Below are 16,305 nucleotides of genomic sequence, written 5' to 3'. Positions count from 1 at the left end.
CAAAAACGCTACGCACTTCCAGTAAATATCCACGGCTGCGTAATTGTTCAATCAGGCTGACGGCAATCAGCGAATGCCCGCCCAGTTCAAAGAAATGGTCATGACGACCAACACGTTCCAGCCCCAGTAAATTCTGCCAGATTTCCGATAATGTGATTTCAATATCGCCCACGGGTTCAGCATAATCACGTGTTATCACCGCAGACAGATCCGGCGCAGGTAGTGCATTGCGGTCAAGTTTACCGTTGGGCGTCAGCGGGAAAGTATCTAAAATGACAAATGCACTGGGCAGCATATAGTCTGCCAGATACTGAGTGAGATACTGCCGAAGTTGGGTTGGTATCAGGTCAACATTCGGCTGGGTTTGCACGTAAGCGACCAAACGCTTTTCCCCGGGAATATCTTCGCGCATGATAACAATGGATTCATTGATTTCCGGATATTGATTCAGACGCGCCTCGATTTCATCCAATTCAATGCGGAAACCGCGTAATTTAACCTGAAAATCAGAGCGGCCCAGATATTCGATATTGCCATCCGGCAACCAGCGACCGAGGTCGCCGGTTTTATACAGCCGGGCATCCGATTCGGCAGAGAATCGATCCGGCAGGAAACGCTCCCGCGTAAGTTCAGGCCGGTTCAGATAACCCCGGGCCACACCGGCACCACCAATATAGATTTCTCCCATCACCCCAAGCGGGGCGGGTTGGCCAGAAGGATCAAGAATATAGATTTGTGTGTTGGCAATAGGGCGTCCGATTGGAATGGTATATGCAGCATTAGCAGCCAGTGTTATCGCATAAGTGGTGGCTATTGTGGTGGATTCTGTCGGACCATAAGCATTAATCAGATGGGTTGGCCGGGATTCAGAGAATTGTACCTGTTGTATTTTTCTCGGGTTGAGAGCTTCACCTCCGACAAGCAGATAGCGCAATTGCCTGAACAGGGGAGAGAGTATTTCCAGATAAGCATTGAACAGTCCTACCGTTAACAACATTGCTGTGACTTCGCCGTTAATTAATTCCTCACGGAAACGTTCAGGGTTAAGTAATACGGCTTGTGGGATCACATGCAGGCGTCCGCCATTTAACAGGGCTGACCAGATTTCCCATGTTGAGGCATCAAACGCAATATTGGAACAATGGGCTACGCAGTCATTCGGCCCGATATCCGCATAACTCCCATTGATAGCCAACCGATTAACATTGCGGTGCTCAACCATCACGCCTTTAGGTTGCCCCGTTGAACCGGAGGTGTATATCACATAAGCCAGATGGCGCGATGTCAGTCCCAATGCTTGTATATCGGGGTTATGGCTCGGTTGTGTGACTAATGACAGAGCTTCTGATGATCGGGTTTCTAATGAGGTGTCCTGAGCATCAAGTACGCGCACGGGTACGATATCCGGTAACTTATCGCGCTGGGCGACCTGAGTCAGTAAGATCACCGGGGCGGCATTTTTCAGCATATAGGTCAACCGTTCAGCGGGGTAGGTTGGATCGAGGGGAACATAAGCACCCCCCGCTTTCAGGATACCCAGCAGGCAGACGATCAACGTCGGACTGCGCTCGACACAAATAGCTATCCGGTCGTCCGGTTGTACCCCCAATCCAATCAGATAATGGGCCAGTTGGTTGGCCTGACGGTTAAGTTGTTCATAACTCAATGTTTGCCCTTCACACACGACAGCAATTGCTTCCGGCGTTTGAGCCACTTGCTGTTCAAACAGCTCATGGATAAGGGCATCCTGCGGAAAGTCGGCTTGTGTGGCATTAAAATCCACTAATAATTGGTGTTGTTCCATTGCAGATAACATAGGCAGCGATGAAATCGTCTGAGTCACATCAGTGATCATTGCGGTTATCACGTTTTGAAAATAACCCGCAATACGAACCACGGTGTCCCGATCGAACAAATCAGTTGCGTATATTAGTGTTCCGGTTAAGCCTGAATTTCCGGCTGTTTCAGTTAACGACAGCGTTAAATCACATTGAGCACTGTATTGCGGTTGTTCAATAATAGAAAGTTCAAGGTCGGGCAGTTTCAATTCCTGAGCCGGAGTATTGTCCAATGCCAACATCACCTGAAAGATGGGGCTGTGACTCAGGCTACGTTCGGGCTGTAACACTTCCACTACCTGCTCAAAAGGCAGATCCTGATGAGCATAAGCCGCCAGTGTCTGTTTACGAACATGGGCCAGCAATTCCGCTATGGTATGACATTGGCCTGATTCAATACGTAAGGCGAGCGTGTTGACGAAAAAACCAATCAGATTATCCAGTTCGGTGCGGGTACGATTGGCGATGGGAAGGCCGATCACAATATCGTTTTGACCGCTCAGACGGGAGAGAACGATCGCCCACGCCGTGAGGAGAGTCATAAATAATGTGGCTCCCTGATTTTGTCCGAATGTTTTCAGGGCAGTGAGTAATTCCCCATCGAGGTGTACAGGTATCTGACTGCCACTATAGCTCTGCACAGAGGGACGAGGGCGATCCGTAGGCAGTTCCAGCAGTGATGGCGCGCCATTAAGCTGGTGATACCAAAAATCTCGCTGTGTGGTCAGTTCATCGCTATGTAATGTACTGCGTTGCCAGGCTGCATAGTCGGCGTACTGGATAGGCAGAGGAGGCAAATCAGCATCGCGTCCGGTCAGGGCAGCCTGATAAAATGCCGCCAGTTCGCGGATTAAAATACCACTGGACCAGCCATCAGAAATGATGTGGTGCTGAGTTAATAACAGGACATGTTCTTCATTATCCAACTGCAATAGCTGCCCCCGGATTAACGGGCCCTGAGTAAGATCAAAAGGCGTCCGGGCTTCAGATTCAGCCAGTTCGTCAACACGGGCCGAACGTTCGTCTTCACTGAGAGAGCGTAAATCCAGATAACTCATTGAAAAACCAGTATCCGGAGGGGCTATTTTCTGACAAGGTTGATCATCCACCAATGTAAAGTGGGTGCGCAAACTTTCCTGACGGGCCACAAGGTTATCAAGAGCGGAGATGAGTGCCTGATGTTCAAGTTTCCCCGTAAGACGCAATGCGACAGGGATATGATAGGCCCGGCTCGCGGCTGAATCGAATTGTCCGATAAACCATAATCGTTGTTGAGCAAAGGATAATACTAAAGGCGCATGGCGATCTGTCTTCGTTATTGGCATGTGCAATGAACGCGTATCATTAGCGCATTGTTTCATTTTTTCTTTAATTTTTTTCTCTAAAACAGATCGTTTTAACAGGTCGATATTGATATTAGCTTTGCTCATTCTTCAGTATCTCCATCTAAAATTGCGAGTAATTCTTCTGCGGACATTGAATCGAGGTTTTTTTTGATTAACTCGGTGTCATCTCCCCATGCTGAATTCATTTGAGCAGAGAGAATCAGTTCAGACAGTTCTGATAATCGGGATGATTGGAAAATTGAAACGATAGGTATCTGGACTAAAAATTCAGTTTGTATACGGGCTATCAATCTTGTGGCTAAAAGTGAGTGTCCGCCGATTTCAAAAAAGCTGTCATGCCGCCCGACCCGTTCCAGACTCAGTAATTCCTGCCAGATTTGTGCCAGTCTGTTTTCTACGTCACCCACAGGTTTGACATAGTCACAGGTTATTACCGCCGACAAATCAGGAGCGGGTAGCGCTTTACGGTCGAGCTTACCGTTGGGAGTCAACGGGAAGGTATCCAGCATTACAAAAGCGCTGGGTAGCATATAACTGGGCAAACAGAGTTTCAGTTCTTCGCGGAGGTTGGTAGTTTCCAACGTAACGTCTGGTTGTGCCACCAAGTAAGCTATCAGGCGTTTCTCGCCGATATCTGTCTCATGGGCAATAACCATCGCTTCTTTAACGTCATCACAGGCCAGCAGTTGTGCCTCAATTTCTCCTAGTTCAATCCGAAATCCACGGATCTTGACCTGAAAATCATTACGGCCCAGATATTCGATATTGCCACCCGGTAGCCAGCGCCCCAAATCACCGGTTTTGTACATTCTGGCTTCTGGTTCGGGGCTGAATGGATCGACAACAAAGCGCTCGGCGGTGAGATCAGGGCGATTGAGATACCCCCGCGCGACACCGACACCACCGATATAGATTTCACCGCTGACACCAAGGGGAACGGGTTGCTTTTGTTTATCAAGAATATAAATACGGGCATTAGCTATCGGGCGCCCGATCGACAGTTTTTCAGTGGCATCCGGCCAGATACTTCCGTTAAGCCTCATGGATGTGGCAATCACCGTCGTTTCCGTCGGTCCATACGTGTCTATCAAGCGGCAGTGTTCAGTTTCGGGCAGGGATAGCCAGTCGCTCAGATAGTGACGGTCTGCTTTTTCTCCTCCGATAGTGATTGAACGCAGAGTTGGGCTGAATTCACTATGTCCGGCCTTTATCTCTTGCCCCCACTGATGCCAGAAAGCGGTTGGCAGGTCAGCTATGCTGACGGCTTGTTCTTGCAGGAAGTGGCTGAAAGCGGCATCGGGTATCTGAAGATGAGGAGGACGCAGGATCAAGGTTGCGCCTGTCGCGAGTGTCGGGAAAATTTCGCCCACGGAGGCATCAAAGGCTATCGTAGAAAATTGCAGGACACGATCTGCCGCGTTGAGGCCACTTATCTGACACTGGGCGTGGATAAAGTTCACCACATTACGATGCTCAACCATCACGCCTTTGGGTAGCCCTGTCGAACCAGAGGTATAGACAACATAGGCCAGATGGTGGCTCTGTAATCCCAGTTGCTCTGGTTCAGGGTTAATTACAGGATACTGGGCTACCCGTTCCAGATACTCAGCCTCATCTAATAACCAGACAGGGATATCGCTATTGGATACGTACTCCTGTAAATGTTGCCGGGTAAGCAGTAATCTGGGGGCACAGTCAGATAATACATAAGCCCGTCGCTTATCAGGATGGCTTGGATCAAGTGGCACATATCCCGCCCCGGCTTTCAAGATACCCAGTATGCCAATAATCATATCCGGGCTGCGTTCTACGCACAGGGCGATTCTATCATCCGGCCGGATACCCACTGCAATCAGGGCATAGGCCAGTTGATTGGCCCGCTGGTTCAGCTCACCATAACTGAGTGAACTATTTTCGGTGATCACAGCAATAGCATTTGGTTTATATTGTGCCTGTTGTTCAAATAACGTATGGATAAAGGCTGTTGATGGAAAATCTGTTTGTGTGGTATTGAAGTCTTCCAGAAGCTGCCGGCGTTCAGCGTCCGACAGAATGGGTAATTCCCGTACAAGCCTCTGAGAGTTGGTTTGCAGTGCTTCCGTCAGGCCAAGGAGTGCGGTGTGCAGGTAATTGACTATCCGCTCTGGATCAACCGTGTTCGCTGTCTGAGCGATCAGTGTGAAGCCATCTCCTGAATCATCTACAGACAGATCCAGAGGGTAGTTTGTCCGTTCCTCAGCAGCCAACAAGCGAACACCTCCCCAGCCTGACTTTTCTTCGGGAACTGACGAGCTATAACGATAGTTAAACAGGGCACTGAACAACGGTAAGGGAGGGATAACACGACTGCAACGTTGGGCCAGAGCCAACGGAGCCTGCTCATGCTCAAGTAGTTCGGCCAGATTTGCGGCTGTCGCCTGCACGATCTCGCACACATTGAGATTGTTCAGGGATATCCTGATCGGCAAGGTATTGATAAACATCCCCATAACCCGATCTGCCCCGGCTGAACCGTGCAGCCGTCCCAGCAGTACGGTACCGAACACGACTTCTTCACGATCACTGATATGAGCCAACATCTGGGCAAAAGCGATATGAAACAACACACTAGGGCTGACTCCCAGACGGCGCGACTGTGCGCGAAGAGTCTGAGCCAGCGTATCATTTAGAAGCAAACGGGCTTCCACCAAGTTTGCACCACTTCCCTGAATATTCAGCAGGCCAAAAGGTGCTGTGGGTTCATCAATATCGGCAAACCGCTCACGGAAGTAACTTTCATGTACTGAATTCGGTATTTTCAGAATCTGGGCGATAAAGTTACGATAAGGCAGTGGTGCAGGTAGAGATTCTTCCTGACCGTCTAATAACAGAAAAATCTCCTTCATAATAAATTCCAGTGTCATATGATCACTGACCAGATGGTGAAAATTCAGCGTCAGAAGCCATTCGTTACTGTCCGAGTCGAGGGAAATACTGGCGGCAAACAACGGAGCCTGAGTCATATCCAGTCGGGAGATACTCTGCGGCGGCTGTTGTTGCGCTAGAACAAACGATGTCACAGGCAATTTTGCTTGCCGCCAAACCACCTGTACCGGCTGGCTCAGTCCATGCCAACAAAACGCCGTGCGCAGAATATCATGGCGGTCTATTACTTGTTGCAGAGCGTTCAGAAAGGTATCCAGACGGGAGCGGGTATCAAAAGCTAACAGCGTGTTTAATAAGTAAGTATCGACGTCTTCCTGCAACTGGTGATGGAATAAAATACCTTCCTGTAAAGGCGCCAGCGGATAGATATCCTGTACATTAGCCACGCCACCCGCCACAGTTGCAACAATCGAATCAATCTCAGTGTGTGACAGCGTTACCAGCGGCAACATATCGGGGGTAATGCGTGTACAACCGTCAGGAATACGGTTGGGTGGGACAAGCATATCCGGCGCATCTTGCCGGGCCTGTATCGCCTGCGCCATCTCCGAAAGCAACGGTGTGGCAAAAATGCTACGCACCTCCAGTAAATATCCCCGGCTGCGTAACTGTTCTATCAGGCTGACGGCAATCAGGGAATGCCCGCCCAGTTCAAAGAAATGATCGTGACGTCCGACCCGTTCTAATCCCAATAAATCCTGCCAGATTTCCGACAACGCAATTTCCACGTCACCGATCGGCGCTTCATAATCCCGGGTGATCACGGCGTATAAATCCGGCGCAGGCAGGGCTTTGCGGTCTAGCTTGCCGTTAGGTGTCAGCGGGAAAGTATCGAGCATGACAAAGGCGCTGGGGATCATATACTCTGCCAGATGTTGTGCCAGTTGTCGGCGCAGATCAACCGGCATCAGTTCCGTACCCGCTTCAGCACAGAGATAGGCCACCAGACGGGTATTCCCTTCAGCGTCTTCACGGGCTATCACGACGGCCTCCTGTACGCCCGGGCACTGCATCAGGCCTGCTTCAATTTCTCCTAATTCAATGCGGAAACCACGTAGTTTCACCTGAAAATCATTCCGGCCGAGGTATTCGAGATTGCCATCCGGTAACCAGCGTCCTACATCACCGGTTTTGTACATTCTGCCATCAGGCTGCGGGCTGAAAGGATCGGGCACAAACCGCTCTGCTGTGAGTTCAGGCTGGTTCAGGTATCCCCGGGCGACCCCCGCCCCTCCGATATAAATCTCGCCAGTGACGCCAAGGGGCACTGACTGACCATAATCATCGAGAAGATAAATTCGGGCATTGGTTATCGGATGACCGATACTGGGAGACGGCAGTGAATGATCTATCACACAAAAAGTCGTATCAACGGTACATTCTGTGGGGCCGTAAACATTGATAAAACGCGACGTTTTTATTTGTTGTAAGCGTGCCCATAAGACCGGAGAAATGGCCTCTCCGCCGATTAGAACCTGTTGAGGCTGATAACCTGTATCGGTACCTAACCCCGCACTCAGTAACCATTGCAGTTGTACCGGAGTGCAATCAAACAGATCCACCGCGTAGTGCGCCAGATAATGCCAAAGTTGCATCCCATTGGCACGAATAGTCTCCGGAATGATGACCAGTGTATGACCTGCCAGCAATTGCAGCCAACTCTGTACCGAGGCGTCAAACACGATGCTGGCATTCAGGGCGGTACGACACGGTGGGGGGAAATCGACCACCGATTGCAGCCCGGTATACAGATTGATGACATTGCGATGGGTCACCATAATTCCCTTGGGCTGTCCGGTCGAACCAGAGGTATAAATCACATACGCCAGATGGCGTGGAGTGAGTCTCTGCACTGCGGCAACCGGATTGGTTTCGGGCTGGTTCGCCAGCGTGGATGAGGGCAGATCATCAAGTCTGACAATCGGTAATGCAAGCTCCCCAAAGATTTCGCTCAGTGTTGTTTGGAGCAGTAGCACCACGGGGTCGGCATCAGCCATCATATAAGTTAATCGGTCAGCAGGATAGGCCGGATCAAGGGGTACATAAGCGCCGCCAGCCTTGAGGATAGCCAATATCCCCACGATCATGTCTAAGCTGCGTTCGACACAGATAGCCACCCGATCATCCGGTTTTACGCCCAATTCAATCAGATAATGGGCCAGTTGGTTAGCCTGACGATTAAGTTCGCTATAGCTGAGCGTTTTCGCTTCCCACACCACGGCAATCGCTTCTGGCGTTCGGGCAACCTGTTGTTCAAACAGTTCGTGGATCAAGGTAGCCTGTGGAAAATCAGCCTGTGTGGCATTGAAATTTTCCAACAATAGCTGGCGTTCAGCCGCAGGCAGAATAGATAAATCAAGCGCAGGCCGCTGGGGTTCGGTCATCAGCGTGTTAACTAATTCACTCAGGGCTGTGTGCAGGTAATTCACCAATCGGCAGGGTGCGGCGCCAGCTACGCTTTGAGCCACCAACGTGAAACTGTCCTCTGCATCATTCACTGAAAGGGTGATGGGATAGTTTGTCCTCTCTGCTGATGCCAGCAGGCGTATTCCTTCCCAGACACTCTTTCCTGCCTCTGAGGGAATGGATGAGCCGTGACGATAGTTGAACAATACGCTGAACAGCGGCATCGGCGGGATAACACCACTGCAATTCTGCGCCAATGCCAGCGGAGCTTGTTCATGTTCCAGTAAGTTTGCCAGATTTTTGGCTGTCGCCTGCACAACTTCCAATACACTAAAATGACTCAAGGAGACTCGGATTGGCAGGGTATTAATCAGCATCCCCATCATTTGATCGGCATCGGCTGAGCCGTGTAATCGTCCCAATAGCACTGTGCCGAATACGACTTTTTCTTGTCCGCAGATTTTAGCCAGCACTTGTGCCCAAGCGACATGGAACAGTACACTCGCACTAATGCCTAAACGCCGAGCTTGCGCGCGCAGAGTATGAGCCAGTGTTTTATCCAGTGATAAACGGGATTCCGTCACATCAGTGCCATTGCCCTGTATATTAAGCAAACCGAAAGGCGCGGTGGGTTCATCAATGTCCGCAAGCTGCTGACGAAAATAGTCTTCATGTACTGAATCCGGTACGTTCAGAGTCTGGGCAATAAAATTGCGGTACAGCAGTGGCGGAGTTAGCTCAATCGCCTGCCCCTGTACCGTCTGTTTCTGTAATAGCTGTTGAATTTCATCCATGATCAACGTCAGTGTCATATTATCGCAGACCAAATGATGGAAACTCAGTGCCAACAACCATTCCTCAGAGGCGGGATCATAGACAGTACTGGCAGTAAATAACGGAGCCTGAGTGATATCCAACCGGTTGGTGATATGTGCCTGCAATTGTGAAGGAATATTTTCTGCCGATATAGGAACAAACGACATCACCGGCAATTTTGCTTCTCGCCAGACTACCTGCATGGGTTTGTACAGTCCCTGCCAGCAGAAAGCTGTCCGCAGAATATCATGACGGTCTATCACTTGTTGCAGAGCGTTCAGAAAGGTATTCAGGCGGGAACAGGTATCAAAAGCCAGCAAGCTATTTGACAGATAGGCATCCCCATCTTCTTGTAACTGGTGGTGGAATAAAAGACCTTCCTGCAAGGGCGACAGCGGGTAGATATCCTGTATATTAGCCACACCCCCTGCCACAGTTGCAATAATCGTGTTAATTTCAGCTTGTGACAGTGTCACCAACGGTAGCATATCCGGGGTAATATGTGTGCAACCATCGGGAATACGATTGGCGGGCACAAAAATATCGGAAGTATCCTGTTGTGCGTGTATTGCTTGCGCCATTTCCGAAAGCAATGGGGTTGCAAAAATGCTGCGTACCTCCAGTGAATATCCCCGACGGCGTAACTGTTCAATTAGGCTGACCGCGATCAACGAATGCCCGCCCAGTTCAAAGAAATGGTCGTGACGGCCGATCCGTTCCAGTTTCAATAAATCCTGCCAGATTTCTGCCAGTATGGTTTCGACTTCACCCACCGGAGCCGCATAATCCCGGGTGATCACGGCGGATAAGTCCGGTGCGGGCAGGGCCTCGCGGTCGAGTTTGCCGTTGGGGGTCAGCGGGAAACAGTCCAGTATGACAAAAGCGCTGGGCAGCATATACTCCGCCAAACGAGTACGCAGTTGGTTACGTAAACCAGCAGGATTCAGTGTGATGTCCGGCTGCGGAATAAGATAGGCCACCAGACGTTGCCCACCGTTCTCTGACTCACGGCCGATAACGACGGCGGCTTTGACCCCATCACAGGCCAGCAGTTGTGCCTCAATTTCTTCGGGTTCAATCCGAAACCCGCGGATTTTGATTTGAAAATCAGAGCGGCCCAGATATTCGATATTGCCATCCGGCAACCAGCGCCCCAAATCGCCGGTTTTGTACATTCTGGCTTCCGGCTCTGGGCTGAATGGATCGACAACAAAGCGCTCGGCAGTTAATTCCGGGTGATTCAGATAACCGCGGGCGACACCAACGCCTCCGATATGAATTTCACCGATCACGCCAAGAGGAACGAATTGTCCCACAGAGTTGAGAATATAGATGCGGGTATTAGCGATAGGGCGCCCGATATGCGGCACAAAGCCGTCAGCTCGGTCCATCCGCGCCCAGGTTGAATAAGTGGTCGTTTCAGAAGGCCCGTATAAATTACACACCGTCTGTATCTGTGCGTGGGAAAACAAATGCTCAACAATACGGGGTTTGAGTGCTTCTCCGGCTAAATTCACCGTTTGCACAGTTATTGGCAGGGCGTCTGCATCAATCAACGGCGTGATAGCAGAAGGCACCGTATTCATCAGGCTGACAGGATTTTCCCCCGTCTCAGCGTGGAGGAGAGACAAAATATTGGCGACAAGATGAACCGTTCCCCCTGAAATCAGCGGCGCAAAGCATTCATACACGGCCAAATCAAAATTCAGCGAGGTAGCAAACAACGTGTGCGCCAGCTCTTTGTCACTGAAAGTTCGTTGTGCCCAAGTCAGAAAATTCACGGTATTTCTGTGGGCAATAGCCACGCCTTTCGGGGTGCCGGTGGAGCCGGACGTGTAAATCACATACGCCAAATGCTGTGAAGTCAGCCCTGAACAGTGCCTATCCGGGTTATGGTCAGGCAGGGTATCAAACAGCGATGTCTGAGTATCAAGCAGCACGGTAGGGGCAGGATGGGACGGTAAATCCTCCCGTCCTGACTGCGTCAGCAGGACGACAGGCTCTGCATCAGTCAGCATATAAGCCAGCCGCTCCGCTGGATAAGCTGGATCAAGAGGCACATAAGCCCCGCCGGCCTTGAGAATAGCCAGTATCCCCACGATCATTGCCGGACTACGTTCAACACAAATCGCCACCCGATCATCAGGTTTGACGCCCAACTCAATCAGATAATGGGCTAATTGATTGGCCTGACGATTCAGTTCGCTATAGCTGAGCGTTTTCGCTTCCCACACCACGGCAATTGCTTCTGGTGTTCGGGTAACTTGTTGTTCAAACAATTCGTGGATCAAGGCTTCCCGTGGGAAATCAATTTGGGTGGCATTGAAATGTTCCAGCAGTAGCTGACGTTCAGCCGCAGGCAGAATCGGTAACGCCAGTACAGACCGTTGGGGGTCAGTCTTCAGTGTGTTAATCAATTCACTCAGGGCAGTATGTAGGTAATGTATGACCCGGTTAGGGTCGACGCGGTTCTCCGTCAGTGCCACCAACGTGAAACTCTCGCCGAGATCATCCACCGAGAGGGTGATGGGATAATTCGTCCGTTCAACTGAGGCCAGCAGATGCACGCCATCCCAAATGGCTTCCGCTGTAAAGTCTGACTGGCTGTGCCGATAATTGAACAGCACACTGAACAAAGGCGTAGGCGGGATAACGCCGCTGCAACGCTGAGCCAGTGCCAGTGAAGCCTGTTCATGGGACAGCAGGTCAACCAAATTTCTGGCAGTAGACTTCACAACCTCCAGCACACTGTGATTTTTCAGCGATACCCGAACTGGCAGGGTATTGATAAACATCCCCATGTTCTGTGTCCCGCCAGTCATGCCTTGTAATCGCCCTAACAAGACAGTACCGAAAACGACATCATCACGCCCGCTGGTGTGGGCCAGCATCTGGGCACAGGCAACATGGAAAAACACACTCGGGCTGACTCCCAGTTGACGAGCCAGTGCGCGAATAGTGCGTGACAAAACGATATCCAGTTCCAACCGGGTTTCTGTCACGTCTGTACCATTACCTTGCACATTCAGCAGGCCAAAAGGCGCCGTGGGTTCATCGATGTCGGCAAATTGCTGACGGAAATAATTTTCATGCACTGACTCCGGTACACTCAGGGTCTGGGCAATAAAATTGCGGTATGGCAATGGCGGGGGCAGAGCGTCCGCCTGTCCCCTCTGTTTCTGTAATAGCTGTTGAATTTCATTCACTATCAGCGTCAGTGTCATATGATCGCAGACCAGATGATGAAAACTCAGCGCCAGCAGCCACTCATTACTGTCCGGATCGGTGGCGATACTGGCGGCAAATAAGGGGGCCTGACTGATATTCATTCGTTGAGCGGTGTGCGCTTGTAATTGAGACGGAATATCCTGCACGGATGTGGGGATAAATGGTGTCACGAGTAACGGTGCTTGTCGCCAGACCACCTGAACGGGCTGGCTCAGACCCTGCCAACAAACGGCAGTTCGCAGAATATCATGACGGTCTATCACTTGTTGCAGGGCGTTCAGAAAAGTAGCCAAATCAGCGTGATTATCAAAAGCCAGCAGGCTGCTTAACAGGTAAGCATCCTCGTTTTCCTGTAACTGGTGATGGAACAGAATACCTGCCTGTAACGGGGAGAGCGGATAGATATCCTGCACATTAGTTACACCACCCGCCACAGTTGCGATAACCGTGTCAATTTCGGTTTGTGACAGCGTTACCAGCGGCAACATATCGGGAGTAATAACTGTGCAACCATCAGGAATAAGGTTCGGTGGGACAAGCATATCCTGCGTATCTTGCCGGTCCTGTATCGCCTGTGCCATCTCTGCCAACAGCGGTGTAGCAAAAACAGTGGGTACTTCTAGTAAATATCCCCGATCACGCAATTGTTCAATCAGGCTGACAGCAATCAAAGAGTGTCCGCCCAGTTCAAAAAAGTGGTCATGGCGACCGACACGCTCCACCTCCAGCAAATCCTGCCAGATTTCTACTAACGCGGTTTCTACATCTCCGATTGGTGCCGCATAATCACGGGTGAGCACGGCGGATAAGTCCGGGATGGGCAGCGCTTTTCGGTCGAGCTTACCGTTAGGCGTCAGAGGGAAAGTATCTAAAATGACAAACGCACAGGGGAGCATACAGTCTGCCAGATGCTGAGCTAATTGTCGGCGCAGATCAACCGGCACCAGTTCCGTGCCCACTTCAGCACAGAGATAGGCCGCTAGGCGGGTATTGCCCTCAGTATCTTCACGGACCATCACGACTGCGTCCTGTACCCCCGGGCACTGCATCAACCTTGCTTCAATTTCTCCTAATTCAATGCGAAAACCGCGCAGTTTCACCTGAAAATCGTTACGTCCGAGGTATTCGAGACTGCCATCCGGCAACCAGCGCCCCAAATCGCCGGTTTTGTACAGGCGGGCATCAGGCTGTGGACTGAAAGGATCAGCAATAAAGCGCTCTGCTGTCAACGCCGGTCGGTTCAGGTAACCGCGAGCAACACCCACACCACCGATATGGATTTCACCACTGACACCAAGAGGCACGGGTTGCCCGTTTTTATCCAGAACATACATCTGCGTATTAGCAATCGGGTAACCAATTGGCACAAAATGGCGTTTATCATCACGCTGACACTTCCAGTAAGTGACATCGATAGCGGCTTCAGTCGGGCCATACAGGTTGTGTAATTCGGCATTAAAACGTGAGAAAAAGCGCTGTTGTAATTCTGCGGGCAGGGCTTCACCGCTGCACATGACACGCCGTAGGGAAGGCAGGGTGTGCGGGGATTTCATTCCCTGCACAAATAGCTGCAACATGGACGGCACAAAATGCAGGGTGGTGATGTCGGCTTTCTCGATTAATTGGGCCAGATAATCGACATCTTTATGGCCTTCCGGCCGGGCCATCACCAGACGGGCACCATACAGCAGGGGCCAGAAAAATTCCCAGACAGACACATCGAAACTGAATGGGGTTTTCTGTAACACCCGATCTTCGGGAGTCAATTGATAGGTGTTTTGCATCCACACCAGCCGGTTGCACAGGGCACGGTGGCTGTTCATTACCCCTTTCGGCTGTCCGGTCGAGCCGGAAGTATAAATGACATAAGCCAGATGCTGTGAATTCAGCCCCTGCATGGCGGCCACCGGATTGCTTTCCGGCAGGTTTACCAGCGTCGAGAAGGGCAGTTCATCAAGTTTGATAACCGGTAATGAGGGCACTCCAACGATTTCGCTCAGTGTTGTCTGAATCAATAACACTACGGGGGCTGAATCAGCCAGCATATAGGCCAACCGCTCAGGTGGATACGCTGGATCAAGAGGCACATAAGCCCCGCCGGCTTTGAGGATAGCCAGTAATCCCACGACCATATCCAGGCTACGTTCGACACAAATCGCCACCCGATCATCGGGTTTAACGCCCAATCCAATCAGGTAATGCGCCAGTTGGTTGGCCCGACAGTTAAGTTCGTTATAACTGAGGGACTGTTCTTCAAATACCACTGCGGTAGCTTCTGGGGTCAGTGTTACTTGTTGTTCAAACAACTCGTGGATGAGCGCATCTTGCGGAAATTCAGCTTCGGTATTATTGAACGAGAACAACAGGTTATTCCGCTCTATCTCAGGTAAGAGAGGAGCCTGTTTAACCTTTGTATCCAGTGATATCACTGCGGCTTCGGTTAACAGTGCCAGCCGGGATTGAAGGGTGATAACGTCTTCATAACTCAGGTAATTACTGTCGTAGCTGAATGCAATGGTGAAAGGTTTATTTTCCTTTTCAATCCGGGAGGTTGTGGAGATTAAATATTGGTGAATTGCAATTGAAAGCGGAAACATCACGCCACGATAGGAGCCCTTTAACGCCATAGCTATATTTTCTATACTGGTACAGACATCGAATGGCTCAAATGACAGGGCGATATCAAAAAGTTGGCTACGCCCGGTCTTTTGTTTGATTTGTGTATGCTGATTGATCTCAGTAATAGGGAATCGTTGATGTTTATAGCAATGATGCAGCTCAGTCGCCACTTTATGCATAATATCAAGAACAGAATCATCCGCGTGGATGGTCACTCTGATAGGGATGATTGATGAAAACATACCGAGTGTCGATTTTTGTTTTTTATTTTTTCGGTTGTGAACGGGGATGCCTATAACAATCTCTTCTGTGCCGTTAATACGAGCAAAGTAGCAAGCTAACATGGCATACATAAAATGAAGGACAGATAATCCATGAGCGGTTGCGATGTTTTCTATCTGCTGAGACAGTGTTTTATCCAGTTGCCAAAAGACGGGTTCAGCTAATTCACTCGTGGCCGGCTTCCTTGAATGCGGCAGTGGAAGCAGGGCTGATGGCAACGTTTCATAGCGCTTCTGCCAGAACTGTAAGTCTCGCATGTATAATTTAGAATTGAGATAGGCTTGATCTTCAGTAATAAAATCAAGATAAGAAGGGGCTATATCAGGCAAATTTTCACCGGTCGCTAAATGCCTGTAGTGTTCTAAAAGCGCCTTGATAATCAGTTTTAACCCCATGCCATCTAAGATCAGATGATGACAGCAGAATTGCCAGTACCAACGGTTCTCACCAACCCTAAATAATCCGGTATGCCACAATTCTCCATATAAACAAAACGGGCGTATAAAATTAGCGTGTATCTGCTGTTCAGCGCGAGATTCAGCATCCGTTTCCTGTGAAAAATCATATATCGTTAAGGGGAGCGGGAGCGTGTCAACAAACGTTTGCCGAGGCATCACATCAGTTTCAATGAGTCTTAAACGCAAAGCATCGTGATGAGAAATGACGGCTTCCAACGCCTGAATAAATAATGATTCATCCAACCAACCCTCAATACAAACTAATATGCTGAGGTTGTAATCGGAGGAAGCAGGGCGAGTCATTTGGTCGAACCAAATAACTTGTTGAGTAGAGCTGAGTGAGAATTCACCACCGGATGATGGATTGTGGTTACGCTGTGTATTCAT

The 16,305-nt window shown here is 50.1% G+C and carries 2 protein-coding genes (1 of these 2 cut by a window edge); both read right to left on the bottom strand.

Going from position 1 to position 16,305, the window contains the following annotated elements:
* Positions 1 to 3,268 carry the beginning of a non-ribosomal peptide synthase/polyketide synthase gene (locus tag AAC855_RS04590; protein ID WP_340608445.1) on the bottom strand. The gene continues 30,863 nt to the left of window position 1, outside the view, so only the first 3,268 of its 34,131 coding nucleotides appear in the window; the start codon lies at positions 3,266 to 3,268; the stop codon falls past the left edge of the window.
* Positions 3,265 to 16,305, bottom strand: coding sequence for an amino acid adenylation domain-containing protein (locus AAC855_RS04585; protein ID WP_340608444.1), 13,041 nt, complete (start codon positions 16,303 to 16,305; stop codon positions 3,265 to 3,267). Before AAC855_RS04585 ends, AAC855_RS04590 begins: the two co-directional genes overlap by 4 nt.

The organism is Xenorhabdus bharatensis (genome assembly GCF_037996705.1).
Taxonomy (GTDB): domain Bacteria; phylum Pseudomonadota; class Gammaproteobacteria; order Enterobacterales; family Enterobacteriaceae; genus Xenorhabdus; species Xenorhabdus bharatensis.
This window is presented reverse-complemented; position numbering and strand designations above follow the sequence as displayed.